Genomic DNA, 22,359 nt, shown 5'->3' with positions numbered 1-22,359 from the left:
TCCCGATCAGCTTGCAATGCAAGCTGATCGGAACGGGCTCTACTCGACCGGCTGGATTCCCGTGACTTTCCACTCGCCGCCGCGCGAACGCACGAAGGTCCAGTGCTCGGTGACCTCGCGCGGGATCGTGGCATGGCCTTCGACGACCTTGCCGCCATTGCGCTCGACCATGGCGGTGAGCAGGCTGAAGCGCATCGCGACGGTCGCGTACTCATAGCCGTCCTCGCGCCAGGATTCGGCGAGGTCGCCCTGCAGCAACTTGACCTCGGCAGCCTTCTCGATGAGGCCCTTGCGAGCGTTGTCGGCGAACTCTTCCTCGAGAGCGCCGGAGATTTCCGGCGTGGTGATCTGGCGCAGGCGCGCGATGTTCTCATCGGAGATCGCGGCCTGAACCTCGGTGAGCAGGCGCTCGAAGGTGCCGTAGTCAGCACCCTGCAACTCGAACTCGACCGGCTTGGCGGCAGACGCCGCCGCAGCACCACCACCGAGACCGCCCATGGCGGGCGCGGCCGGCTGCGGCTGATAGGCCTCGCGGCTCAGCGGCCCACCGGCGCTGGCGAGCTGCGGCTCGCTGCGGCGACGGAACAGGCGCAGCGCCAGCCAGATCAGGCCACCGATCAGCGCGACCTGGAAGAGCAGGCCCAGCATACCGGCGAGACCGCCGAAACCGGCGCCCGAAAGCAGACCGAACAGGCCGGCACCAAGCAGACCGCCGGCGACGCCCATCATCAGGCTGCGCGCCATGGACGGGCGGGCCGCCTGGGCGGCGGCACCCGCTGCGCCAGCAGCCGGGGCAGCGGCCGACGTGCCGGGCGCCTGAGTCGGGCTGCGCTGGAACGACGAGCCAGGCGCGGTCGGCGTCGGCGCGACCTGCGATTGGCTGCGCGAGCCGCGACTGCCCATGCTACGGCCGCCCGGAGCGGCCTCGGCGATGATCGGCACCAGCAGAAGAGCGCCAGCGATGAGGGCGATTGCACGTCCACGACGGGCGAGCGAAATCAGTGACATGGTTCCTCCCGGAGCCGGGATCGGCTCACTGGACCCGAAATATGGTTGGGTCGTACGACTTTCGCAAGGTGGGTCTGACCTGAACCTTCGACGGACAAGCCCTGATCATATTGGGTTGCCGGCTTCACTATGCTACCATTTCCGCACCGTCACGCTGATCCAGCGAACGACAGGAGCGAGCCATGGTCCGATCCCCTCGGAGGCTACCGCGCTCTGGTGCCGCAACGCTGCTGTTGTCGGCTTTTTCTGCGACGATCCTGTTACTGTCGGCCTCCCCTGTCATGGCGCAGGAGAGAGCCGTCGCCCTCGACAGGCCGCGCCTGGCACAGGCGCCCGAGCCGTATTGCTATTGCTGGAACGACGGCAAGAAGATCGCGGAAGGCAGCATGTCCTGTATCCGCACCACCATGGGCCGCCGCCTGGCCACCTGCGGCCGCGTCACCAATCTGATGTCCTGGGAAGTGACGGAAAATCCCTGTCCGGAAAGCTGAGCGGCCTCGTCGGACCGCCCCCGATCTGACGAGCCCCAAAGGAAAAGCGCCGCAGGGCCTCTCCCGCGACGCTTTCCAATTGGCTTATTGGTCTTTTTCGACTCGAGACTGACTTCCCCGTCAGAACGCTCCGATCACGATCGCCAGAACCAGCGCGAAAGCTGCTCCCATGGCCAACCGGTCGAGACTTAGCGTGAGGTTCATGTGAACCCTCCTTTGTCATTGACCTGACATGGAAGCTAGCAGAAACGGCGGCCACCGCAAGTGGCTGTGTCGCCGCAGCGAGCGCCGCACCAGAGAAGCGTTCTTAATCAGTGGTTAAATCATTGAACTGCTTTGTGGATAGTCCCGGACAAGACCTTCCAGGCAGAAGCTTTTAGTATTGTCGAGTGCAGCATAAATCCTTTCCGCCACAATCAAGCCGAAGTTGTTGCAGCGCAATATTGTCCCATGCGGGACCAGGACCCAGATCTCGCCGAGAGATCGTCATGCCGGCATCAGGATCAGGCGCTCGAGCGCCCGCGCCACGGCGATGACGCGGGCATCGTCACCGAAGCGGCCGACGAGCTGGAAGGAGACCGGCAGGCCACGCGGGCCTCGCATCAGCGGCACGGTCAGGCAGGGCGTGCCGAGCAGCGTCCAGAGCCGGTTGAACTTGGAATCGCCGGTCGAGGCGAGCGTCTCCGGCGCCTCGCCCGGCGCGGCATAGGTCAGGACGAGATCGACCTCACCGAACCAGCGCTCGGCCGTATGCCGGCCGCGCCGGGCAGTGCCGCGGGCCGCGTCGTAATCGTCAGGCGTAGTGGCGCGAGCTTCGTCGAGATAGGCCCGCAGCTTCGGCGGCAGGTCTTCGCGATGATTGGCGTATTCCCAGGCGAGCGCCTGCGTTGCCTCCCAGTTCTGCAGGGGACCATGAGCCTGGAAGGTCTCGGCGAGCTCGGCCGGCGTCGCGATATCCAGAACGGTCGCACCGCCCCTGCGGGCGAAATCGGCGATGCGTTGCAGCGCCCCCTCGCAGGACGGCTCCGGCCGGTCGGTGAACTCCTGTCGGCAGAGCCCGAGCCTGAGCCCATCGAGTTTGGCTTCGGATGCGTCGAGATCGGGCCGGCCGGTCAGCGCTGCCAGCGCAAAACCGAGATCGTCGGCGCTGGCGGCCATCAGGCCGAGCGTGTCGAGTGACCAGGAGAAGGGCTTCACCCCGACCGTCGGCAGCAGGCCATAGGACGGCTTGATCGCCGCGACGCCGCAATAGGCGGCCGGACGGATCACCGAGCCGCCGGTCTGGGTACCGATCGCGAGCGGCACGAGGCTGGCGGCGACAGCCGCTGCCGAGCCTGCAGAGGAGCCGCCGGGACTTGCCGAGGGATCGTGCGGATTGCGGGTCGGGGCGGGATCGAGGAAGGCGAAGGCGGTAGTCTGCGTCTTGCCGGCGACGGTCGCACCGGCTGCCTTGAGCGCCATCACGATCGGCGCATCGGCCCTGGGCTGGTTGCCGTCATAGATCGCAGCGCCCATGCCGGTCGGCAGATCGGCGGTGTCGATGATATCCTTGACCCCGACGGCGATGCCGGAGAGCGGCCCCTCGCCTGCCTTAAGAGTTTCAGGGCGGGCTGCAAAGGCGCGCAGGTCGCCATCGCGCTCGTCGATTCGTCGCTCGCTGTCGGCAAGGGCAGCCTGGGCGGAAATCGCGCCATTGGCGACGCGGCGAGCGATATCGCGAACCGAAAGCATGGATCTGTTCCTGGAATCCCGCAGCGGGGCCGCCGATGCAGCCATGCTGGCACAGGCCAAGTGCCGAAAGGAAGCCGGGAACGTCCCCCCGCAGACGGGGTATGCAGCCGGTGCGCCGCTGAAGCGCGCGGCTCAGTAGGTCGCGCGACCGCCGGAGAGGTCGAAGATGCCGCCGGTCGAGAAGGAGCAGTCGTCGCTGGAGAGCCAAAGCACCAGCCGCGCCACCTCCGCCACCTCGACGAAGCGCCCCATCGGGATGCGCGACATGATGTCGGCGCGCCGCTCGGCCGAAATCTCCTTCGCCATCGCCGTCTCGGCGGCGGCGGGCGTCACCGCTGTGACGACGATGCCCTCCTTCGCCGTTTCCTTGGCGACGCTCTTGGTCAGCGCGATCAAGCCTGCCTTCGAGGCGGAATAGGCAGCGGCCATCGCCATGCCTTCCTTGCCCTGGATCGAGGCGATGTTGACGACATGGCCGCGCAGCGGATGACCATCCGGCGAGCGCCGGGGCTCCTGTCTCAGCATCCGGCCGACGACCGCCCGCGTCACCAGATAGGCGCCGAACAGATTGACCTGCAGCACGCGCTGGAAGTTGTCGGGCGTCGTCTCCCAGATCGGCCTGACTTCGCCGAGCACGCCGGCATTGTTGACCAGGATGTCGATGCGGCCATGGGCGGAGATCACAGCATCGGCCGCCGCATCGACCGCGTGCAGGTCGCGAATGTCGAGCTGACGCTGGCTCGCCCGGCGCCCCAGCTCGGCAATGGCCTGCGCCAGGCTGTCTCCATCCTGGTCCCAGAGGGTGACACTGGCGCCGGCCTCGATCAGCGCGTGGGCGATGCCACGGCCGAGTCCGCCGGCACCGCCGGTGACGACCGCATGGCGGCCGGAGAGATCATAGCGCGTGCTCATCAGCCGGCGCTCCAGGCGGTCTTGGTCCGGGTGATCTGATGGCGGTAGAGGCCGAGCGAGAACGGCCCTTCGCCGCCGAGGGCCTGCAACTCCTCGGCCGATAGGGATTCGCGCGCCAGCGCGATGAATTCGGCCTCGTCGCCCCAGCCCTCGAGCAGCAGCACCGAGCGCGGCACGGCATTGTCGACGCCGCGCGCCTTCTGCTCGGCAGTGGCGACGCCACTCGCTTGCGCATCCGCAGTCAGCAGGTGGACGCCGGCGACGCCACGCGTGGCGAGCAGGTCCGGCACGAGCCCGCGCAGCAAGGCCGCCTTGTGGGCGGAGGCGATGTTGTCGGGCACGTCATAGCGCAAGGTCGCGATCAGCCCACCCTGAGCCGGACCGCTGGTGTGGGAGACGCGGCAGATCGCGCGTGCCACCGAGCGGAAATGCTTCACCGCCGAGAAGGTCCAGGGCGTCGGCGCGTTGACCCTCGTCGTATAGTCCTGCCCCTTCAGCACCTCGACGCTCTGCGCTTCGTACAGGTTGAAGAATTCGAGGTCGGCGTCGATCGCGACATAGCGGCGACCGCGCAGGAAGCCGGGGATGCCGACCCGCTCAGGCATGTGCTCCTCGCCATGCCAGGCATAGAACTCCGCCCTGCCCTCCGGCGCAATGTCGTGCCAGATCGCGACCGCTCCCTCACCTGCCAGGCTCATCGTCCCCTCCACCGGGCTCGTCTTGCGGGGCGCGTTGACTTGGCCTCGCCTCCTCTCTATACGAAAATGAAATCCAAATTGGAAATGATTTCCAATTTTAATCAGAGCAAGGGCGGGAACGGGTGACGATCGCGGCGGTCGAGCGCGCATTCAAGCTGCTGGAGGCGCTGGCCGACGAGGCCGACGGCGCCGACCTGACCGTGCTCGCCGAGCGGCTCGACCTGCCGGTCAGCGCGACCCACAGGCTGCTGGCGACGCTGGGCGAGCGCGGCTTCGTCACGCAGGACCCGCAATCGGGCGCCTACGGACTGACCCTGAAGCTGTCGCAGCTCGCCTTCCGCAATCTCGACCTGCGCGGCCTGCCCGATGCCGGCCAGATCGTGCTGGACGGTCTCGCCCGCGCCACCCGCGAATATTGCCGCCTCGCCGTGATCGAGGGCGAGAGCCTGACCTGGATCGCCCGCGCACAAGGAGCGACCGCCGGTCTGCGCTACGAGCCGCCGATGGGGATGGGGCCTGTTCTGCATGCGACCGCAACGGGCAAGGCCTGGCTCGCCTCGCTGCCGGAGCAGGAGGCGCTGCGCATCGTCTGCGCGCGTGGCTTCGACGGTGAGGGACGCACCGGCCCGAACGCGCTCGGCGATGTCGATGCCTTGAGGCAGCATCTCGGCGAGACCCGCAGCCGCGGCTACGCGCTGGCGGTCGAGGAGGGTGAGATCGGCACCGTCGCGATGGCGACAACCTTCCGGGCCGGGCCGGATCCGAGCGCGCCGGTCGCCGGCACACTCAGCGTCGCCGGGCCGCTGCCGCGCATGCACGAGGTGCGCCGCAGCGAGATCGCGACGGCGCTCGCCACGGCCGCAACGGAGATGGCAACCATCTGGCCGCTCAGGCGGCGGCAGATCGGCGCCCTCCCCGCCGTTTCGACCGAGGCAGCCTTGCGCGTGCTGCCGACAGAGACATCAGCATGAGCAGCGACAGCGCCACCACGGCTACCACGCCACAGGCTCCCGGCAAGGCCGCCGCCTGGGCCTCGGCGATCGCCTGGCCGCTGGCGAGCTTCGCCGTGCTGCTGATCGCCTGGCAGTTGCTGGTGCCGATGGCCGGCATCCCCGAATACATCCTCCCCGTTCCGAGCGCCTTCTTCGAGCGCCTGTGGATCGATCGCGCCGACATCTTCCGGCATACGCTGGTGACGGCGAACGAGATCGTGCTCGGCTTCCTGATGGCGGCGGTGATCTCGATCCCGCTCGGCTATGTCATCGTCTCGGTGAAGCTGCTGGAGAAGGCGATCTATCCGGTGATCGTCTTTTTCCAGCTCGTACCGAAGATCGCGATCGCGCCACTCTTCGTCGTCTGGTTCGGCTTCGGCCTGTTCCCGAAGGTGCTGCTGACCTTCCTGCTCTGCTTCTTCCCGACGCTGGTCGCGAGCATGACGGGCTTCCGCGCCCTGGACGAGCGGGTGCTCTATCTGACCCGTTCGATGGGCGCGTCCGCCTGGCAGACCTTCCGCTATGTCCGGGTGCCGGCGGCGCTGGCCTATATCTTCTCGGGCCTCAAGGTCTCGGCCGTGTTCGCGGCGACGGGCGCGATCGTCGGCGAATTCGTCGGCGCCAATGCCGGCCTCGGCTACCTGCTTCTGCGCGGCACGAGCTTCCTCGACATGCCGCTGATCTTTGCCTGCCTGGTGGCGCTGTCGGCCGTCGGCATCCTGTTCAGCTACCTCGTCGACTGGCTCGAAGTGCTGCTGATGCCCTGGCAGCGCAAGGGCTGATCCGATCGTCATCCAGCCGGAGCCAACCGGCATCTTAGGGAGGAGACAATCATGAACCGCAGAACGTTGCTGACCAGCGCAGCCATCCTCGCCCTGAGCAGCGGCATCGCCTTCGCCCAAACCGGCAAGCCGATGAAGATCACGCTGAACTTCCTCGCCGCCGCGCCCAATGCCGGCTTCATGATGGCCAAGCAGATGGGCCTCTACGAGAAGGCCGGCATCAACCTGACGATCGAGGAAGGCAAGGGCTCGGGCACCACCGCGCAGATGGTCGCCACAGGACAGACCGATGTCGGCTTCGCCGATGCGCCAGCGGCGATGCAATTGCGGACGAAGGGCGCGCCGGTGAAGATCGTCGCGCCGGTGCTGCAGACCAATGGCTTTGCCATCATCGCGCTGGAGGAGAGCGGCATCGCCTCGCCGAAGGACCTCGTCGGCAAGAAGCTCGCGGTTCAGCCCGGCACGGCCCAGACGACGCTGCTCGACGCGATCCTCGCCAGCAACGGCATCGACAAGGGCAAGGTCGACGTCATCAACATCGATCCCGGCGCCTTCGTCGGCGCGCTGCTTGAGAAGAAGGTCGACGCCATCCTCGGCGGCGCCGATTTCCACTCGGTGCAGATCCGCGAACGCGGCTTCAAGGTCCGCGACATCTTCTACCGCGATGTCGGCGTGCCCACCGTCGGGCTCTCGATCATCGCCCGCGACGACAAGATCAAGGCCGATGCCGAGCTCTACAAGAAGTTCATCGAGGCGAGCCTCCAGGGTTGGGACGCCGCCCGCAAGAACCCGGACGCGGCGGCCGATGCCGTCGTCGCGCAATTCCCCTCGGTGAAGAAGGCGCAGGTGCTGGCGCAGTTCGACGTCGTCAACAAGCTGCTCTGCGCACCCGGCGCGACCTCGCTCGGCAAGGTCCCGGAGAAGAACTGGAGCGTGAGCTTCGACCTGCTGACGCAGTATCTCGGCCTGCCCAAGGACAAGCCGATCAGCGACTACTACACGACCGAGCTGCTGCCGGCCTCGGCGCCGGCCTGCTCGTGAGCGCGACGGCCGCCAGCGCCGCCTCGATCCAGGGGCGCGGCATCGTCAAGACCTTCGGCAGCTTCACGGCCGTCGATGGCCTGACGCTCGACATCCGAAGCGGCGAATTCGTCAGCCTGATCGGCCCGTCCGGCTGCGGCAAGAGCACCTTCATGCTGATGGCGGCCGGGCTGATCCCGACCAGCGGCGGCGAATTGCTGGTCAACGGCAAGCCGCTCACCGAGCCGCTGACCGATATCGGCATCGTCTTCCAGGACCACCTGCTGCTGGAATTTCGAACAGCACTTGAAAACGTCATGCTGCAGGCCGAAATCCGCGGCCTGCCGCTGGCGCCGGCCAGGGAACGGGCGCTCGAGCTTTTCGCCAAGCTCGGCATCAGCCATGCGGCCGACCGCTATCCGAAGCAGCTCTCCGGCGGCATGCGCCAGCGCGTCTCGATCGCACGCGCGCTGATCCACAACCCGTCGGTGCTGATGATGGACGAGCCCTTCGGGGCGCTCGATGCGATCACCCGCACGCAGATCCGCCACGATCTCGAAATGCTCTGGCTGGAGACGGCCAAGACGGTGGTCTTCATTACTCATTCGATCGAAGAGGCGATCGGCCTCTCCGACCGGGTGCTGGTGATGTCGCCGACGCCCGGGCGGGTCGTCGACGAGATCAAGATCGAACTGCCGCGGCCACGCCCGGCCCATCTCGGCGACTATCCGAGCTTCAACGCCTATGCAGATCGCATCCATGATGCGTTCCGGCGGTTCGGCGTGATCAAGTATTGAAGTGCAGCACCCACGTGCGGCCCGCTACTCCGCCGTCATGCTCGCCCTTGTGGCGAGCATCCACGTCTTGAGCACGGCATGCGCTGAAGTAAGACGTGGATGGTCGGGACAAGCCCGACCATGACGGACGATGCGAGCCTCAGCCCGGCCGCTTCGGGATCTCCAGCCCGCGCTGCACCGCCGGACGCGCAAGTCCACGCTCCAGCCATTTCGGGACGAGCTTGAGCTTGTCGTACTCGACCAGTTCGCCGGCGCCGTAGAAGCCGACGATATTGCGGACCCAGCCGAGCGTCGCGATGTCGGCGATGGTGTACTCGTCGCCCATCAGCCAGTCGCCCCCGGCAAGCCTCGTCTCGAGCACGCCGAGCAGTCGCTTGCTCTCATTGGCGTAGCGGTCGCGCGGGCGCTTGTCCTCGTATTCGCGGCCGGCGAACTTATGGAAGAAGCCGACCTGGCCGAACATCGGGCCGATCGCCGCCATCTGGAAGAAGACCCATTGCAGGGTCTCATAACGGCGGGCCGGATCGACGGGGAGGAACTTGCCGGCCTTGTCGGCGAGATAGACCAGGATCGCGCCAGATTCGAACAGGCCGAACGGCTTTCCGCCGGGGCCATTGGGATCGATGATCGCGGGAATCTTGCCGTTCGGGTTGAGCGAGAGGAATTCCGGCGTCCAGCTCTCGTTCTTGCCGATGTCGATCAGGTGCGGCTCATAGGAGATGCCGGTCTCCTCCAGCATGATCGAGACCTTCACGCCATTGGGCGTCGGGAGCGAATAGAGCTGGAGCCGGTCGGGATGCTGGGCCGGCCAGCGCTGCGTGATCGGAAAAGCGGAAAGATCAGGCATCTCAGGGATATCCTCGGATGGCGGGACGCCGGCGGCGCAAGGGCCATGACGTTGCGCGGCAGATTGCTGCGGCCGGAAGCACGGCGCAACCGCTTCGTCCTTGCAGGATCGCCCAATCGCCAAGGCAATTCCGAAATGCAGAGGTTAAGATTCGCATCGACGAAAAAGCGCTGCGTTAACCACCGCTTAACGCCATCGGCAAAGTTAATCGCGCCGTGGCTTCCAGGACGCAGCCGGTCAACAAACCGTTCACCCAACGCCTCGCATTTGATCTGTCATGCGTCGCGTTCATCTCACTCTCCTCGCGCTCGGCGTCATCGGCGCCGGCCTTGCCGGCTGCGGCAAGTTCCAGAAGCCGCAGCGCGCGCCCTGGCGTGACCAGGCTGAAGCCCAGTGCCTGTCCTCGGGCCAGGTGCAGCTCTCCGCCTATGTCAGCCTGCGCGGCAAGGCGATCGATGGCCCCGGCACCTGCGGCATGGAGAAGCCGCTCAAGGTCGCGGCCTTCGCCAATGGCAGCGTCGCGCTGACCAGCAATGCGACCCTGGCCTGCCCGGTGGTTGCCACCACCGACAAATGGTTCACCGAGGTGGTGCAGCCGGCAGCGATGAATGTGCTCGGCGCGCAGGTGATCGAGATCCGCGCCGGCTCCTATTCCTGCCGCGCCATGAACAACGGCACCGGCACGAGCCGCACCTCCGAGCATGCCTTCGGCAATGCCGTCGACGTCTTTTCCTTCCGGCTGAACGACAACCGCGTCGTCACCGTGAAGGATGGCTGGCGCGGCGCGCCCGAGGAACAAGCCTTCCTGCGCGAGATCTTCGTTGGTGCCTGCGAGCATTTCTCGACCGTGCTCGGCCCCGGCGCCGATCCGATGCACTACGACCATTTCCATATCGACCTGGCGCGCCACTCCAAGGGCCGGCACATCTGCAAGCCGGTGATCAAGTACGAGCCCAACTACAACCTGCCGCCGCCGGACCCGGCGCGGCCGGATCGGATGGCGCTGCAACAGCAGCAACAGGATACGCGCCAGAGCCTGCCGCCGCCGATGGTGGCGGGCGGATCGGGTGGCCTGCTGCGCCAGCCGAGCGGCGGCCTGCGTCCACCCGGCGCGGTCAGCGGCGGCTATCCGGTCGCGCACCAGCAGCATGGCGGGCTCGACGGCCAGCGGCGCTATATCGAGGAGGAGGCGCCGCAGATGAGCCAGCGCTACCAGCCGCAGCCGACGCCGAGCGAGATGCGCGGACCGCTGCAGCTGCCGGGCTCGACGCCACCGACGGAGGAGCTGATCGTCGGCGACGAGGAAGGCAACGGCATCATCGACAGCGCCCAGCCGGGCGAGGAGCCGCCGATCAATCCGCGCAACGACCCCTTCGCCTACCGGCCGCAGGGCCAGCAGACCGGATCGATCCGGCGGTGAGACTGACGCGGCGACCTGCCATGCGGGTCGCCGCAATCACCCCGCCTCTCAGACCTTGGCAACCTCGCGAGCGGCTTCGTCGATCAGGGCGGCCACCTCGCCTGCCCGCGAGGCCAGGGAGGCGTGGCTGGCATCGAGTGTCAGGATGCGGCGCGGCTTCATCCGCTCGGCCATGCGATACTGGTTGTCCGGATGGATCATCCGATCGTCGGTGGAGAGCTGATACCAGCTCGGCTTCGCCTTCCAGGCTGGTGCCGTGATCGTATCACCGAAGGTCGACGCCAGCGGCGCCTTCTGCGCCACGGCCATGGCGAGCGCCTCGTCGGCGGTCAGGTCCTGGCAGAAGCTCTCGTGGAACTTGTCGTAGTTGATCCAGAGATAGCCGTCGCTGTCGGGAGAAAGATTGGCGATCGCCGCCGGCGGCGTCGCCTGGCTGATGCCGCCCGGGCTCTCGCCCGCATCCGGTGCGAAGGCGGCGATGTAGACGAGACCTGCGACATTCGGCAGGTCGCCGGCTTCAGTGATGACGGCACCGCCATAGGAGTGGCCAACCAGCAGCACCGGCCCCGCCTGCTGCTTCACCATCTTGCGCGTGCGCTCGGCATCGTCGACGAGCGAGGTCAGCGGCATCTCGACCGCACGGAGCTCGGAATGGCCCTTCCGGGCCAGCTCGACGATGACCTTGCTCCAGTGAGCGGCTCCGCCCCAGAAGCCATGAACGAGAACGATGGTCGGCTTGGCACTCATCGCGTCCTCCACTGATCAGCGACGCGGCCTCGCAAAATGCGGAACCTCGCGCGCTGTCAGGTTAGGACGCGAAAACGGAAGAAGCGACCGCCGATCCGCGCCCCTTAGCGCGACACCAGCACCTGTCGGCACTCGGCCGGAAGTGCGTCGAGCGACATGGGCGGCTTGGGCTTCGGCTTCGGGCCCGGCTTCGGCTTGGGCGGATTGAAGATCGCCTGATACTGCTTCTCGACCCAGCCATCGAGTTCCGCGCCGCAGCCATCGCCGAAATTGGGCGGTTCCTGGCCCTGGCAGCCCTCCATGCCGGGCGGGCAGCTCAGCCGGATATGGAAGTGGTAGTTGTGGCCCCAGATCGGCCGGACCTTGCCCAGCCAGGCCTTGTCCGAGCCGGCCTCGCGGCAGAGCGCGACCTTGAGCGCCGGATTGACGAAGATGCGCTCAACCTTGGGCTCGCTCGCCGCCGCCTTGATCAGCCGGGTATGCGCCGGCGTCCAGTTCTTCGGATTGACGTCGCGCCAGTCGGAGCGAGCCATGTTGACCGCCGACATGTTCTCGCGGTCGTCGCTGTCGAGCCGCTTCCTCGGCATCGGCGTCAGCCAGATATCGGCATCGAGCCCGATCTGGTGCGAGGCGTGGCCGGTCAGCATCGGCCCGCCGCGCGGCTGCGAGATGTCGCCGACCAGGAGGCCAGGCCAGCCGGTGATCTTCGGCACCTCGCGAGCGAAATGCTCGAGGAAGGAGATCAGCTCGGGGTGGCCCCAGTTGCGGTTGCGGGCGAGGCGCATGACCTGCCAGTTCTCGCCATCGACCGGCAGCGCCGTCGCGCCGGCCAGGCAGCCGCGGGCATAGGAGCCGATCGAGCGCGCCCTCAAGGCGGCCGGCGTGGTCTTCTGGCCGAACAGGGCACGGGCTGCATCCGGGTACGCCGCGATATTGGCAGCGCGGGTCTTCGCCTCCGCCTCGCCGGTGGACTGGGCGCGCGCAGCTCCCGTGATCATGAGCAACGGCAGGAGAATCAGGGGGGCGAAGCGACGAAGCGTTTGCATGGCGGCAGAATCGCAGGCCGCTCGCGCCGAGGTCAAGCCACTGCCCGCTCAATGGGCTGGACAGGGCGCATGGGAGGCGGCAGCGTCTTCACTGCCGAAAAACGGGCGGCAAGCCCACCGGCGAACGTATCTGGAGGAGACATCCGACGATGAGCCGTTTCACACTCGACCGCCGCGCCTTGCTCGGCGGCCTCGGCGCCGCGCTCGCCTTGCCCGCGGCTGGCCGCGCACAGGGCGCCTGGCCGCAAGGGCGCACGCCCAAACTGGTCGTGCCGTTCACGCCCGGCGGCGCCACCGATATCCTCGGACGGCTGGTTGCCGACAAGGTCGGCCAGGCGCTCGGCGCGACCTTCGTGGTCGAGAACCGGGCGGGTGCCGGCGGCAATATCGGCGTCGAGGCGGTGGCGCGGTCCGAGCCGAACGGTGACACCCTGCTGATCGTCTCAGTCGGCCTCGTCGCCAATCCGGCGCTCTACGCCAAGGTCAACTACGACCCGCTGACTGATTTCGCTCCGATCACCATGGTCGCGCTGGTGCCGAACCTGCTCGTCGTCAGCCCGACGCTGAAGGTCAAGGACACAGCCGAGCTGATCGCCTATGGCAAGGCCAATCCCGGCAAGCTGACCTATGCCTCCTCCGGTGTCGGCACCTCGATCCACCTCGCCGGCGAACTCTTCCAGAAGCTGACCGGCATCAAGATGGTGCATGTGCCCTATCGCGGCTCGGCGCAGGCGATGCAGGACCTGATCGGCGGGCGCGTCGACCTGATGTTCGACAACATCACCGCCGCCCTGCCCCAAGTCCGCGCCGGCACGGTGCGCGGCTTCGGCGTCACCACCGCGCAGCGTGCACCGACCGCCTCCGATTTTCCGCCGATCAACGACCTTGTGCCGGGCTTCGACGTCTCCTCCTGGTTCGCCCTGTTCGCGCCGGCGAAGACGCCACAAGCGATCGTCGACCGGATGCAGGCCGAGACCAAGGCCGCGATCGCCGACCCCGTGGTGCGCGGCAAGATGGACCAGCTCGCTGCCCAGCCGGTCGGCAACACACCGGCCGAGCTCGCCGCCTTCGTTCGTGCCGAGCAGACGAAATGGGTCGGCCTGATCCGCGAGGTCGGCATCAAGGCGGAGTAGCACGGGAACCTACGGTTCGCGCCCGACGTTCTTCCAACGCTCGCTCGCCGACAACTGACGAGGCGGGCGGACGGAAGAAGGGGCGCGAACCATGTCCACACTCCTCATCATCATCCTGCTCGTCATCCTGCTCGGCGGCGGCGGGTATTATGGCCATCGAAGCTATGGCGGAGCCGGCCTCGGCGGTGTTGTCGGCCTGGTCCTGACCATCGTGATCGTGCTGTGGCTGCTCGGGGCCCTAGGCGGCCCGGCCGTCAGGGTCTGACGACGCGCTTCAGTTCGCCAGCTTCCAGACCAGCATGGCGGCAGCGAGATCCTCGAGCGCGGTGCCGACTGACTTGAACAAGGTGACGTCGTCGCGCTCGGCGGCGGCGTCATATTCGCCGCGACAGAGACCGGCCAGAGTGCCGGAAACCTGCTCCGCCGTGTAGGTCCCCGCCTTGATCGCGACGGCAACGTCGCCGCCCTCATGCAGCGCGGCTTGCGTATCGACGAAGACATGGGCGCGTTGCAGCGCCTCGTCATCGGCCTCGCGCATCGACAGGTTGAAGGCGCCTACCAGATCGAGATGGGCAGTACGTTTCAGCCAGCGGCCCTGGATCAGCGGCTCGCGCGACAGCGTCGCGCAGGAGATGAGGTCGGCCTGACGCGCCTCGGCTTCCAGATTGTCCGCGACGCGCGCTTCGATGCCGTCGCGTGACAGCTCGGCCACGACCTCGGCGGCAGCCTCGGGTCGCCGAGCCCAGATCGCGATGTCCTCGAAATGGCGGACGCTGCGATGCGCCTTGACCAGGAAGGTCGAAAGTGCACCGGCGCCGACCATCAGCATCCGCTTGGTGTCAGGGCGCTCCAGCATGCGCGAGGCGAGCGCGGAGGCCGCTGCAGTGCGCCACAACGTCAGACGCGCGCCATCCAGCGCTGCGAGCGGCGCACCACTCGCTCCGTCCATCAAAAGATAGCTGCCCATCACGCTCGGCAGGCTCACCGCGGCATTGCCAGGGAATACCGTGACGACCTTGGTGCCGAGGAAGGCTGGCTTTTCCTCCGGCGCCGTCCAGGCCGGCATCAGCAGGAGAGTCGCGGCCGCATCCGGGCGTTCGACCTCATGGTGATGACGCACCGGCGTGACGATGCCGCCGCGGAAGGCTTCGGCGAGCGCATCGACCAAAGCGGGGAAATTCAGCAGGCCGTCGATCTCGGCGGCGGAGAAGAAGCGCATGATGGTGGCTTCAGACGCGGCTGGTCAGCGCCGGCAGCGCCGAATCCGGCACGGCGGCGCGCAGCGACTGCGCCTCGCCACGCAGCTTGTCGGCCTCGCGACGATTGACCCGCGCCGCCTTGCGATGCTTGCCCTGCGCCAGCCAGGAGGCGAAGCCGCCGATCAGGATGCCGACGGCGATGGCGGCGAGGATCACGGCAAAGAGCGGCAGGTCGAGCGCGAAGGCCGGCGCATCGCGGCTGATCGGATCGAACGAGACCCGGACCGGGGCGCGGTTCGCCACCGAGAACAGCACCACGATCAGCGCCACCGGAACGAGCACCAGCGCCTTGAAGAAAGCCTTCATCCCGCTCTCCTCCAACCCATCTCAGGCCTTGCCGTTCAGCCGCATGCGCAGCTCCTTGCCGGTCTTGAAGACCGGCACGAACTTCTGGTCGACCTTGACGGAATCGCCGGTGCGCGGATTGCGGCCGACCCGGGCGGCACGCTCCTTGGTCGAGAAGGCGCCGAAGCCGCGCAGCTCGACCCGGTCGCCACGCGCGAGCGCCTTGACGACCTCGTCGAGGATCGAGCCGACGATGTTCTCGATATCGCGCTGGTAGAGATGGGTGTTGCGCTCGGCGATGCGCTGGACGAGTTCTGATTTTATCATGGGTGCAATATAACCGCTTGTAACATCGTCACTTTTCGACGGCAGGCTGCCAGAGCGCCAAGGGCGCGTCAAGCCGCAGTCCAACCGGAGTTTCAGCAGCACGCGCGAGCAGGGCCGCGAGCTCCTCCAGGCCGGCGGCGCGCGCCATCGCTTCGCTTGCGCTCCACAGGCCATAGGAGGAGGATTCGCTGCGGCGGCGCCAGTCGCGCACGGGCAGATCTTTGCCGACACCCTTCTCGCGCTCGAGCCAGGCGATCGCCTCCTGCTCGCTGCCGACCTCGTCGATGAGCTTGAGCTTGATCGCCTGGCGGCCGGAATGGACGCGGCCGTCGGACACTGCGGCGATCTCGGGGTCGGCGAGCTTGCGGCGTTCGCCGACCAGCCGCTTGAACCAGTCGTAATTGTCGGCGATCACGCGAGCAGTCTCGGCGGCCGCCTCCGGCGAAGTCGGCTCGAGGCCGCTCGGCGCCGCCTTGAGCGGGCTCGAGCGTGTGATCTCGAACTTGACGCCGATCGTGTCGAGAAGCCGGGCGACATTGGGAATCTGGGCGATCACGCCGATCGAGCCGACTATCGAAGTCTGGCGTGCGACGATGCGCTCGCTGCCGAGCGCGACGATATAGCCGCCGGAGGCGGCCATGCCGTCGACCACCGCGATGACGGGCTTCTTGGCGGCAAGACGGCGGACCGCATCATAGACGGCTTCGGAGCCGGTCACAGTGCCGCCCGGGCTGTCGATGCTGAGCAGCACGGCGCTGGCGCGGCTTTCCTCCAGCGACTTGATCAGCTCGAGCGTGCGGCGATCGCCGGAGATAAAGCCGGAAATGGTGACGCGCGCGATATGCGCCTGGGCGGTGCTGCCCGGCAGGCGCCCGCTCCAGACGAGCGCGCCGGCGACGACCATGACGACGACGCCGGCAAGCGCGAGCAACCGCCAGAGCGAAAGCTTGCGCCGCAAGCTGCGACGATCGGCGAGCAGATCGGCATCGGACGACATTGTCGGCGGCTCCGGTTGGCGGGGCCTGTGATGTAGCCCCGCGGTACCAGACGGGCAAGACGGCAGTTGTCGCGTCGGCAGCCGCGGCGGCCGCGGCACGATCGTTCAAGACATGACGATGGCAGGCACCGAACATGCCGATCCCTTGATCGGAGCCCCATCGAGATGCCCGAAAACACCTATCGCGCCATCAACTTCGCCGAGAAGCTCGGCCACATTCACGAGCAATGGCAGCCGCGCGTCATGGCCGAGCTCAACGATTATCAGATCAAGATCGTCAAGATCGAAGGCGACTTCATCTGGCACGATCATCCCGAGACCGACGAAGCCTTCCTCGTGATCGAGGGCTCGCTGCGGATCGACTTCCGCGACGGTTCGGTCACCGTCGGCCCCGGCGAGATGTTCGTCGTGCCCAAGGGCAAGGAGCACAAGCCTTTCGCCGAAAAGGAGGTCTGCATGCTGCTGATCGAGCCGCGCGGCACGCTCAACACCGGCCACGAGGGCGGCGCGCGGACGGCGCAGAACGATCTCTGGGTCTGAGCGGCCTTCAGGCCGCGGCGAGCGCCCGCTGCCGGTCGAGCGCGAGCAGGGCAAGGCCGCTCGCGACCGAGCGGAAGGCGTCGCCGATATGGATGCGCTGCGGGCTGAAGCGCCGGTCGAACAAGGCGCGCACCGCCGGCACATAGGAGGTGCCGCCGGTCATGAACACCGCCTCGATCTTGTCGCCGGCGACGCCGGCGGTGGCCAGCGCCTCGTCGAGAGCGCCTTCAATCGCCGCGACATCCTCGGCGATCCAGCGGTCGAACAGGGCCCGCGTCACGGTGCGGTCGATGCGCACGCCCATCTGGTCGAAGCTGAGCTGCGCCTCCTCCTGCGAGGAGAGCGCGATCTTGGTCGCCGAGACGGCACGATAGAGCTCGTAGCCGAGATCGTATTCGATCACCGTCATCAGATCCTCGAGCCTGCCGGGCTCGACTGCGTCGCGGATCAGCGCCTTGAGCTCGGTCATCGTCTCCCGGCTCTTCATCAGCGAGAGCCGGTGCCATTGCGCGAAGGCGGCGTGGTAATGCGCCGGGATCGGCAGGCGCTTGCCGAAGGAGAGATAGTCCGAGCCCTTGCCGAGCAGCGGCGAGACCGCGTGCTCGATGATGCGGTAGTCGAAGGTGTCGCCGGCGATACCGACACCGGCATGGGAGAGCGGCACGGCCTGCAAGGTCCCATTGCCACCGGGCTCGAAGCGCATCACCGAGAAGTCGCTGGTGCCGCCGCCGAAGTCTGCGACCAGCATGGTCTGCGGCGTCTTGAGATCGCGTGCGTACCAGTAGGCGGCGCCGAGCGGCTCATAGGCGAAATCGACCTTGCTCATGCCGGCCTTGCCATAGGCGGCCGAGAGGCGCGAGAGCGCCAGCGTCTCGTCGGGCCGGTCGCCGGCGAAGACGACGGGGCGGCCGGAGAGGACGCTGCGCTCGCCGAGGTCGTCCAGCCCGGCGGAGAGGTCGCTCAGGAAGACTGCGATCAGATCCTCCAGCCGAAAGAGCTTGCCGAACAGGCGCGTCTCCTGGAAGGCGCGGCTCGACAGATGCGTCTTCAGCGATTGCAGGAAGCGGTGCTCGGTGGTCATGCCGAGCGCCATGTCGAGTGCGTCGGGGCCGCTGACATGGGTGACATGGGCGTGGGGCGGGCGGCCCTCGCGCCAGAACATCAGCGCCGAGCGATAGGCGTCGACGGCGCCCTGCCTGGTGGCGAAGCTGCGGGTCGTCACCGAACCATCAGGACGTGCGAGCGCGACCACGCTGTTCGTGGTGCCGAAATCGATCCCGATCGCTGCGTCCTGCATCTTTACCTCCTTCAGCCGAAACAAAAGCCCGCGCGGATTTCTCCGCGCGGGCCGATGGATTGGTCAGGCCGCGAGATGCGGCCTGATGATCACTTCTTGTCGGTCGTCGCCTTCTTGAGGGCGGCGCCGAGGATGTCGCCGAGCGAAGCACCCGAGTCGGCCGAGCCGTAGGTGGCCATCGCCTCGCGCTCCTCGGCCACTTCCAGGGCCTTGATCGAGACCTGGATCTTGCGGGCCTTCTTGTCGAAGAGGATGACGCGGGCGTCGACCTTCTCGCCGGCCGCGAAGCGCTCGGGGCGCTGCTCGGCACGGTCACGCGCGATTTCGGCGCGCTTGATGAAGGTTGTCATGTCCGTGCCGGAGATCTTGACGTCGAGACCACCGTCCTTGACGTCGATGATCTCGCAGGTCACGACCTGGCCCTTCTTGAACTCGCCGGCATCCACGAAGGGATCGCCGCCAAGCTGCTTCAAGCCGAGCGAGATGCGCTCCTTCTCGACGTCGACATCGAGGACGACCGCCTGGAGCATGTCGCCCTTCTTGTACTCCTCGATCACCTGCTCGCCCGGACGGTTCCAATCCAGGTCCGACAGATGGATCATGCCGTCGATGTCGCCCTCGAGGCCGAGGAACAGACCAAACTCTGTCTTGTTCTTGACCTCGCCCTCGACGACCGAACCAGCCGGATGCTGCTCGGCGAAGACTTCCCACGGGTTGCGCAGGGTCTGCTTGAGGCCGAGCGAGATGCGGCGCTTGACCTGATCGACCTCGAGGATCGCGACGTCGACTTCCTGCGAGGTCGAGACGATCTTGCCGGGGTGGACGTTCTTCTTGGTCCAGGACATCTCGGAGACGTGGATCAGGCCTTCGATGCCCGGCTCCACTTCGACGAACGCGCCGTAGTCCGTGATGTTGGTGACACGACCCTTGAGGCGCGTACCGACCGGATAACGAGCGGCGATGCCATCCCACGGATCGGCCAGCAGCTGCTTGATGCCGAGCGAGATGCGATGCGTCTCCTGGTTGATCTTGATGATCTTGACCTTGACCGTCTGGCCGATGGTCACGACCTCGGACGGATGGTTGACGCGGCGCCAGGCCATGTCGGTCACGTGCAGCAGGCCGTCAATGCCGCCGAGATCAACGAACGCACCGTATTCGGTGATGTTCTTGACGACGCCGTCGATGACCTGGCCCTCTTCGAGCGAGGCGACGAGCTCGGAACGAGCCTCGGCGCGAGTCTCTTCGAGCACGGTGCGGCGCGAGACGACGATGTTGCCGCGGCGACGATCCATCTTGAGGATCTCGAAGGGCTGCGGCTGACCCATCAGCGGGCCGACGTCGCGGATCGGGCGGATGTCCACCTGCGAACGCGGCAGGAAGGCGACGGCGCCGTCGAGATCGACGGTGTAGCCACCCTTGACCGTGTTGAAGATGTTGCCCATGACCTTCTCGCGGGCCTCGAACGCCTTCTCGAGCTTGACCCAGCTCTCTTCACGGCGGGCCTTGTCGCGCGAGATGACGGCTTCGCCGAGCGCGTTCTCGATCCGGTCGAGATAGACCTCGACCTCGTCGCCGACCTTGAGCTCCTCGTCCCGGCCCGGGCCGGTGAATTCCTTGAGGGCGACGCGACCTTCGGTCTTCAGACCGACGTCGATGATCGCCATGTCCTTCTCAATGGCAACGACCTTGCCCTTGATGACGGTACCTTCGAGGGCCTCGTTCCGGGTGAACGATTCCTCGAGCAGGGCGGCGAAATCCTCGCGACCCGCGCTATAGCTTTCGACAGCTGACATATGTGCTCCTGAACGCCGGCCGCGTATCCCGCGGATGTCCGGCCAAGACGCCGATTGGGTTGGTGCTGCACACCGGATCGATCCGCGCGGTGCTCCACTCGTGGAGCGAGCCATCCCATGGACGGCGGCGCCTGGCCGCAGGGGCCGATCCGCATCAAAAGGCCCGTTTTCCAAACACAAAACGGGAGCAGGCCGGTCGGCCGCCCCCGGCTGTGATCGATCACGGCCCTTCGGACGAGGCTGACCTAGCGATTATCAGCGCATTCCGCAAGCGGATTGCGGCTCACGGCCGAGGCAATCGCTTCGATTCGAGGAAACCTGGACCAGCAGCAGCTGAAATAGAATTCAGCTGCTTTCAAAGAACGCCGACAGGCCGGCACCATGAAAGTCCCCAATGCACGACGGCACGAACAAGCTCCAGAGGTGGCCTCGCAGCTTTTTGTCAGAACCCAAGGCCGCAGTGGGACCTATTTGATAGGCGGGGCACTCGTCCAGGTATCCTGGGCCTCGGCATCGCTCCATCGCGAGCCCGTGGGCATCATGGACATCCAGGTCTCGACGAGCTTGCCTCCTTCGGTCCGGTAGGATTGCATGCCCGCCTGCTGGCGCGGCTCGCCGGTCTCCAGATCAGACCATTTGAAGGCGAACCGAAACCACGCGCGGTTCCCCTTGAACGCGTGATCGTAGACGGTGACGCTGATGCCGGGGCGATCCTTGCGAAGTTGCGCAAGTTCGGCGGCATAGTCATCACGCGCGACGACCCGATCTCCATTATGGTCGTGCCTGATGTAATGTTCGCCTAGACAGCTGGGCACGAGGTCAAACTCCCCGTCGACCCACACCCGTTGCCAACGGTCGAACAGATCACTCGTAACTGTCTCTTCTGACATTGCTTTGGCGCCCCTTTGAAGTGAGGCGCAGCCTTACCCTGGGCGCCCGGCCATATCGTGACAGGAACAAGCCATCCAGAGCGAGCTTCACGTCGCCTTCTGATGCGTTTGGCTGACAGTTGAATCAGCTCCCCTTGTCATCCCCGAGAAGTCGCGCAGCAGTGCTGCCGCGAAAATGACGGCATGTGAAATTGGATTCGAAGCGATACCCTGGGCGCGTAATGCCGGTCGCGCATGCGTGGAGCGACCTTGCGAGCCGCCGGAAGGCTGCCGATCTTTCGCGACGAAGCCCGGCGCCAAGCCGGAGCGATGCAAGGGAAAAGCCCAATGTTCCCGCTTTCCATCCTCGACCTCGCCTTCATTGCCGAGGGGTCGACCGCAGCAGACGCCCTCCACAACAGCCGCGACCTCGCCCGCCATGCCGAAAGGCTCGGCTACACCCGCTTCTGGCTGGCCGAGCACCACAATATGACCGGCATCGCCAGCGCCGCGACCTCGGTCGCGATCGGCTACGTCGCCGAAGGCACCAAATCGATCCGCGTCGGGGCCGGCGGGATCATGCTGCCGAACCATTCGCCAATCGTGATCGCCGAGCAGTTCGGCACGCTGGAGACGCTCTATCCCGGCCGCATCGACCTCGGGCTCGGCCGTGCGCCCGGCACCGACCAGCGCACCTGGCGCGCGCTGCGGCGCGAGGCCGACGCGTCCGAGCGCTTCCCGCAGGACGTGCTGGAGTTGCAGGCGCTGCTCGGACCGTTGCAGCCGGATCAGGTGATCCAGGCCGTGCCGGGCACCAACACCAATGTCCCGCTCTGGATTCTCGGCTCCAGCCTGTTCGGCTCGCAGCTCGCCGCCGTGCTCGGCCTGCCCTACGCCTTCGCCTCGCATTTCTCGCCGGATGCGCTGATGGACGCGCTGGCCGTCTATCGCGAGCGCTTCCAGTCCTCGACCCAGCTCGACAGGCCCTACGCGATGGTCGGCTGCAACGTTGTCGTCGCCGAGACGGACGCCGAAGCGCATCACCTCTTCACTTCGGTGCAGCAGCGCTTCGCCGACATGCTGCGCGGCCGGCGTGGCCTGCTGCCGAAGCCGATCGACGACATCGAGACCTATTGGTCCGGCCCGGAGAAGGCGCAGGCGCAGCGCATGCTGGCCTGCTCCTTCGTCGGTTCGCGCGAGAGCGTGCGGGCGCAGTTGCAGGCCTTCATCGAGAAGACCAAGGCGGACGAGCTGATCGTCGCCTCGGCGATCTTCGACCATGCGGCCCGCAAGCGCTCCTACGAGCTGCTGGCAGAGATCCAGCCGGCACTGGGATTGGTGGCGGTCGCAGCCTGACCGAGCCGC

Annotated in this window: 24 protein-coding genes; 10 read left to right on the top strand and 14 right to left on the bottom strand. The window is 66.6% G+C overall.

The window, feature by feature from the left end; all coding sequences use genetic code 11:
- Positions 1 to 39: 39 nt before the first annotated feature.
- A complete protein-coding gene (locus GV161_RS15545; protein ID WP_152016550.1) occupies positions 40 to 1,008 on the bottom strand; it encodes a TIM44-like domain-containing protein in 969 nt (322 codons plus the stop codon).
- A gap of 182 nt (positions 1,009 to 1,190) precedes the next feature.
- Between GV161_RS15545 and GV161_RS15540 the strand changes: the two genes are divergently transcribed.
- The gene (locus GV161_RS15540; protein WP_152016549.1) at positions 1,191 to 1,499 is read left to right on the top strand and encodes a hypothetical protein; all 309 of its coding nucleotides are present in this window, start codon (positions 1,191 to 1,193) and stop codon (positions 1,497 to 1,499) included.
- Between the two features lie 486 nt (positions 1,500 to 1,985).
- Here GV161_RS15540 and GV161_RS15535 read toward each other — a convergent pair whose 3' ends face one another.
- The 3 genes from GV161_RS15535 to GV161_RS15525 all read right to left on the bottom strand — a co-directional run bounded on the left by GV161_RS15535 (position 1,986) and on the right by GV161_RS15525 (position 4,840).
- Complete coding sequence (locus GV161_RS15535; RefSeq protein WP_152016548.1) at positions 1,986 to 3,230, bottom strand: amidase; 1,245 nt, start codon at positions 3,228 to 3,230, stop codon at positions 1,986 to 1,988.
- 132 nt (positions 3,231 to 3,362) lie between these two features.
- On the bottom strand, positions 3,363 to 4,142 hold the full coding sequence (locus GV161_RS15530) for an SDR family oxidoreductase (protein WP_152016547.1): 780 nt from the start codon (positions 4,140 to 4,142) through the stop codon (positions 3,363 to 3,365).
- Complete coding sequence (locus GV161_RS15525; RefSeq protein WP_152016546.1) at positions 4,142 to 4,840, bottom strand: hypothetical protein; 699 nt, start codon at positions 4,838 to 4,840, stop codon at positions 4,142 to 4,144. Before GV161_RS15525 ends, GV161_RS15530 begins: the two co-directional genes overlap by 1 nt.
- Positions 4,841 to 4,962: 122 nt before the next feature.
- On the opposite strand from GV161_RS15525, the gene GV161_RS15520 reads away from it, so the two are divergent.
- Genes GV161_RS15520 through GV161_RS15505 form a run of 4 tightly spaced genes read left to right on the top strand, consistent with a single transcriptional unit; the run spans position 4,963 to position 8,431 of the window.
- On the top strand, positions 4,963 to 5,811 hold the full coding sequence (locus GV161_RS15520; protein ID WP_152016545.1) for an IclR family transcriptional regulator: 849 nt from the start codon (positions 4,963 to 4,965) through the stop codon (positions 5,809 to 5,811).
- Positions 5,808 to 6,614: an ABC transporter permease gene (locus GV161_RS15515; RefSeq protein ID WP_152016544.1), complete on the top strand. Its 807-nt coding sequence runs from the start codon at positions 5,808 to 5,810 to the stop codon at positions 6,612 to 6,614. The genes GV161_RS15520 and GV161_RS15515 overlap by 4 nt, the downstream gene beginning before the upstream one ends.
- Before the next feature lie 51 nt (positions 6,615 to 6,665).
- Positions 6,666 to 7,655: an ABC transporter substrate-binding protein gene (locus tag GV161_RS15510; RefSeq protein WP_152016543.1), complete on the top strand. Its 990-nt coding sequence runs from the start codon at positions 6,666 to 6,668 to the stop codon at positions 7,653 to 7,655.
- The gene (locus GV161_RS15505; RefSeq protein ID WP_244624226.1) at positions 7,652 to 8,431 is read left to right on the top strand and encodes an ABC transporter ATP-binding protein; all 780 of its coding nucleotides are present in this window, start codon (positions 7,652 to 7,654) and stop codon (positions 8,429 to 8,431) included. The genes GV161_RS15510 and GV161_RS15505 overlap by 4 nt, the downstream gene beginning before the upstream one ends.
- 139 nt (positions 8,432 to 8,570) lie before the next feature.
- Here the strand turns inward: GV161_RS15505 and GV161_RS15500 are convergent, their stop codons facing one another.
- Positions 8,571 to 9,278 carry a glutathione S-transferase N-terminal domain-containing protein gene (locus GV161_RS15500; protein ID WP_152016542.1) on the bottom strand — a complete coding sequence of 236 codons (708 nt, stop codon included), beginning with the start codon at positions 9,276 to 9,278 and terminating at the stop codon, positions 8,571 to 8,573.
- A 277-nt stretch (positions 9,279 to 9,555) separates the two neighbouring features.
- On the opposite strand from GV161_RS15500, the gene GV161_RS30930 reads away from it, so the two are divergent.
- Positions 9,556 to 10,698 carry an extensin family protein gene (locus tag GV161_RS30930; RefSeq protein WP_201303033.1) on the top strand — a complete coding sequence of 381 codons (1,143 nt, stop codon included), beginning with the start codon at positions 9,556 to 9,558 and terminating at the stop codon, positions 10,696 to 10,698.
- A 48-nt stretch (positions 10,699 to 10,746) separates the two neighbouring features.
- Here GV161_RS30930 and GV161_RS15490 read toward each other — a convergent pair whose 3' ends face one another.
- Together GV161_RS15490 and mepA are read right to left on the bottom strand one after the other, a co-directional pair.
- On the bottom strand, positions 10,747 to 11,445 hold the full coding sequence (locus tag GV161_RS15490) for an alpha/beta hydrolase (RefSeq protein ID WP_152016541.1): 699 nt from the start codon (positions 11,443 to 11,445) through the stop codon (positions 10,747 to 10,749).
- Between the two features lie 104 nt (positions 11,446 to 11,549).
- Positions 11,550 to 12,491, bottom strand: coding sequence for a penicillin-insensitive murein endopeptidase (mepA, locus tag GV161_RS15485; protein WP_152016540.1), 942 nt, complete (start codon positions 12,489 to 12,491; stop codon positions 11,550 to 11,552).
- Positions 12,492 to 12,640: 149 nt separating this feature from the next.
- Between mepA and GV161_RS15480 the strand changes: the two genes are divergently transcribed.
- Positions 12,641 to 13,624, top strand: a complete 984-nt coding sequence (locus GV161_RS15480) for a tripartite tricarboxylate transporter substrate binding protein (protein ID WP_152016539.1) — start codon at positions 12,641 to 12,643, stop codon at positions 13,622 to 13,624.
- 91 nt (positions 13,625 to 13,715) lie between these two features.
- Complete coding sequence (locus tag GV161_RS15475; protein ID WP_152016538.1) at positions 13,716 to 13,889, top strand: DUF3309 family protein; 174 nt, start codon at positions 13,716 to 13,718, stop codon at positions 13,887 to 13,889.
- A gap of 9 nt (positions 13,890 to 13,898) precedes the next feature.
- Here GV161_RS15475 and GV161_RS15470 read toward each other — a convergent pair whose 3' ends face one another.
- Genes GV161_RS15470 through sppA form a run of 4 tightly spaced genes read right to left on the bottom strand, consistent with a single transcriptional unit; the run spans position 13,899 to position 16,492 of the window.
- Entirely contained in the window at positions 13,899 to 14,843 is a 945-nt protein-coding gene (locus GV161_RS15470; RefSeq protein WP_152016537.1) for an ornithine cyclodeaminase family protein, read from the bottom strand.
- A 10-nt stretch (positions 14,844 to 14,853) separates the two neighbouring features.
- Positions 14,854 to 15,189, bottom strand: coding sequence for a LapA family protein (locus GV161_RS15465; RefSeq protein WP_152016536.1), 336 nt, complete (start codon positions 15,187 to 15,189; stop codon positions 14,854 to 14,856).
- 21 nt (positions 15,190 to 15,210) lie between these two features.
- Positions 15,211 to 15,495 carry an integration host factor subunit beta gene (ihfB, locus tag GV161_RS15460; protein WP_091833512.1) on the bottom strand — a complete coding sequence of 95 codons (285 nt, stop codon included), beginning with the start codon at positions 15,493 to 15,495 and terminating at the stop codon, positions 15,211 to 15,213.
- 28 nt (positions 15,496 to 15,523) lie between these two features.
- Positions 15,524 to 16,492, bottom strand: coding sequence for a signal peptide peptidase SppA (gene sppA, locus GV161_RS15455; RefSeq protein ID WP_152016535.1), 969 nt, complete (start codon positions 16,490 to 16,492; stop codon positions 15,524 to 15,526).
- 165 nt (positions 16,493 to 16,657) lie between these two features.
- On the opposite strand from sppA, the gene GV161_RS15450 reads away from it, so the two are divergent.
- Positions 16,658 to 17,032, top strand: coding sequence for a cupin domain-containing protein (locus tag GV161_RS15450; RefSeq protein WP_152016534.1), 375 nt, complete (start codon positions 16,658 to 16,660; stop codon positions 17,030 to 17,032).
- 7 nt (positions 17,033 to 17,039) lie between these two features.
- On the opposite strand, the gene GV161_RS15445 is transcribed toward GV161_RS15450, so the two are convergent.
- The 3 genes from GV161_RS15445 to GV161_RS15435 all read right to left on the bottom strand — a co-directional run bounded on the left by GV161_RS15445 (position 17,040) and on the right by GV161_RS15435 (position 21,015).
- Positions 17,040 to 18,329, bottom strand: coding sequence for an Hsp70 family protein (locus GV161_RS15445; RefSeq protein ID WP_152016533.1), 1,290 nt, complete (start codon positions 18,327 to 18,329; stop codon positions 17,040 to 17,042).
- Between the two features lie 89 nt (positions 18,330 to 18,418).
- On the bottom strand, positions 18,419 to 20,125 hold the full coding sequence (gene rpsA, locus GV161_RS15440) for a 30S ribosomal protein S1 (protein ID WP_091833499.1): 1,707 nt from the start codon (positions 20,123 to 20,125) through the stop codon (positions 18,419 to 18,421).
- Positions 20,126 to 20,592: 467 nt separating this feature from the next.
- Positions 20,593 to 21,015, bottom strand: coding sequence for a nuclear transport factor 2 family protein (locus tag GV161_RS15435; RefSeq protein ID WP_152016532.1), 423 nt, complete (start codon positions 21,013 to 21,015; stop codon positions 20,593 to 20,595).
- 327 nt (positions 21,016 to 21,342) lie between these two features.
- On the opposite strand from GV161_RS15435, the gene GV161_RS15430 reads away from it, so the two are divergent.
- Positions 21,343 to 22,350, top strand: a complete 1,008-nt coding sequence (locus tag GV161_RS15430) for an LLM class flavin-dependent oxidoreductase (RefSeq protein ID WP_152016531.1) — start codon at positions 21,343 to 21,345, stop codon at positions 22,348 to 22,350.
- The last annotated feature ends 9 nt before the right edge of the window (positions 22,351 to 22,359 follow it).

Source organism: Bosea sp. 29B (assembly GCF_902506165.1).
Lineage (GTDB): Bacteria > Pseudomonadota > Alphaproteobacteria > Rhizobiales > Beijerinckiaceae > Allobosea.
This window is presented reverse-complemented; position numbering and strand designations above follow the sequence as displayed.

Coding starts and splice junctions, on each gene's coding strand:
- GV161_RS15545 (WP_152016550.1), bottom strand. CDS start 1,008: ATGTCACTGATTTCGCTCGCCCGTCGTGGACGTGCAATCGCCCTCATC.
- GV161_RS15540 (WP_152016549.1), top strand. CDS start 1,191: ATGGTCCGATCCCCTCGGAGGCTACCGCGCTCTGGTGCCGCAACGCTG.
- GV161_RS15535 (WP_152016548.1), bottom strand. CDS start 3,230: ATGCTTTCGGTTCGCGATATCGCTCGCCGCGTCGCCAATGGCGCGATT.
- GV161_RS15530 (WP_152016547.1), bottom strand. CDS start 4,142: ATGAGCACGCGCTATGATCTCTCCGGCCGCCATGCGGTCGTCACCGGC.
- GV161_RS15525 (WP_152016546.1), bottom strand. CDS start 4,840: ATGAGCCTGGCAGGTGAGGGAGCGGTCGCGATCTGGCACGACATTGCG.
- GV161_RS15515 (WP_152016544.1), top strand. CDS start 5,808: ATGAGCAGCGACAGCGCCACCACGGCTACCACGCCACAGGCTCCCGGC.
- GV161_RS15510 (WP_152016543.1), top strand. CDS start 6,666: ATGAACCGCAGAACGTTGCTGACCAGCGCAGCCATCCTCGCCCTGAGC.
- GV161_RS15500 (WP_152016542.1), bottom strand. CDS start 9,278: ATGCCTGATCTTTCCGCTTTTCCGATCACGCAGCGCTGGCCGGCCCAG.
- GV161_RS30930 (WP_201303033.1), top strand. CDS start 9,556: ATGCGTCGCGTTCATCTCACTCTCCTCGCGCTCGGCGTCATCGGCGCC.
- GV161_RS15490 (WP_152016541.1), bottom strand. CDS start 11,445: ATGAGTGCCAAGCCGACCATCGTTCTCGTTCATGGCTTCTGGGGCGGA.
- mepA (WP_152016540.1), bottom strand. CDS start 12,491: ATGCAAACGCTTCGTCGCTTCGCCCCCCTGATTCTCCTGCCGTTGCTC.
- GV161_RS15480 (WP_152016539.1), top strand. CDS start 12,641: ATGAGCCGTTTCACACTCGACCGCCGCGCCTTGCTCGGCGGCCTCGGC.
- GV161_RS15475 (WP_152016538.1), top strand. CDS start 13,716: ATGTCCACACTCCTCATCATCATCCTGCTCGTCATCCTGCTCGGCGGC.
- GV161_RS15470 (WP_152016537.1), bottom strand. CDS start 14,843: ATGCGCTTCTTCTCCGCCGCCGAGATCGACGGCCTGCTGAATTTCCCC.
- GV161_RS15465 (WP_152016536.1), bottom strand. CDS start 15,189: ATGAAGGCTTTCTTCAAGGCGCTGGTGCTCGTTCCGGTGGCGCTGATC.
- ihfB (WP_091833512.1), bottom strand. CDS start 15,495: ATGATAAAATCAGAACTCGTCCAGCGCATCGCCGAGCGCAACACCCAT.
- sppA (WP_152016535.1), bottom strand. CDS start 16,492: ATGTCGTCCGATGCCGATCTGCTCGCCGATCGTCGCAGCTTGCGGCGC.
- GV161_RS15450 (WP_152016534.1), top strand. CDS start 16,658: ATGCCCGAAAACACCTATCGCGCCATCAACTTCGCCGAGAAGCTCGGC.
- GV161_RS15445 (WP_152016533.1), bottom strand. CDS start 18,329: ATGCAGGACGCAGCGATCGGGATCGATTTCGGCACCACGAACAGCGTG.
- rpsA (WP_091833499.1), bottom strand. CDS start 20,125: ATGTCAGCTGTCGAAAGCTATAGCGCGGGTCGCGAGGATTTCGCCGCC.
- GV161_RS15435 (WP_152016532.1), bottom strand. CDS start 21,015: ATGTCAGAAGAGACAGTTACGAGTGATCTGTTCGACCGTTGGCAACGG.
- GV161_RS15430 (WP_152016531.1), top strand. CDS start 21,343: ATGTTCCCGCTTTCCATCCTCGACCTCGCCTTCATTGCCGAGGGGTCG.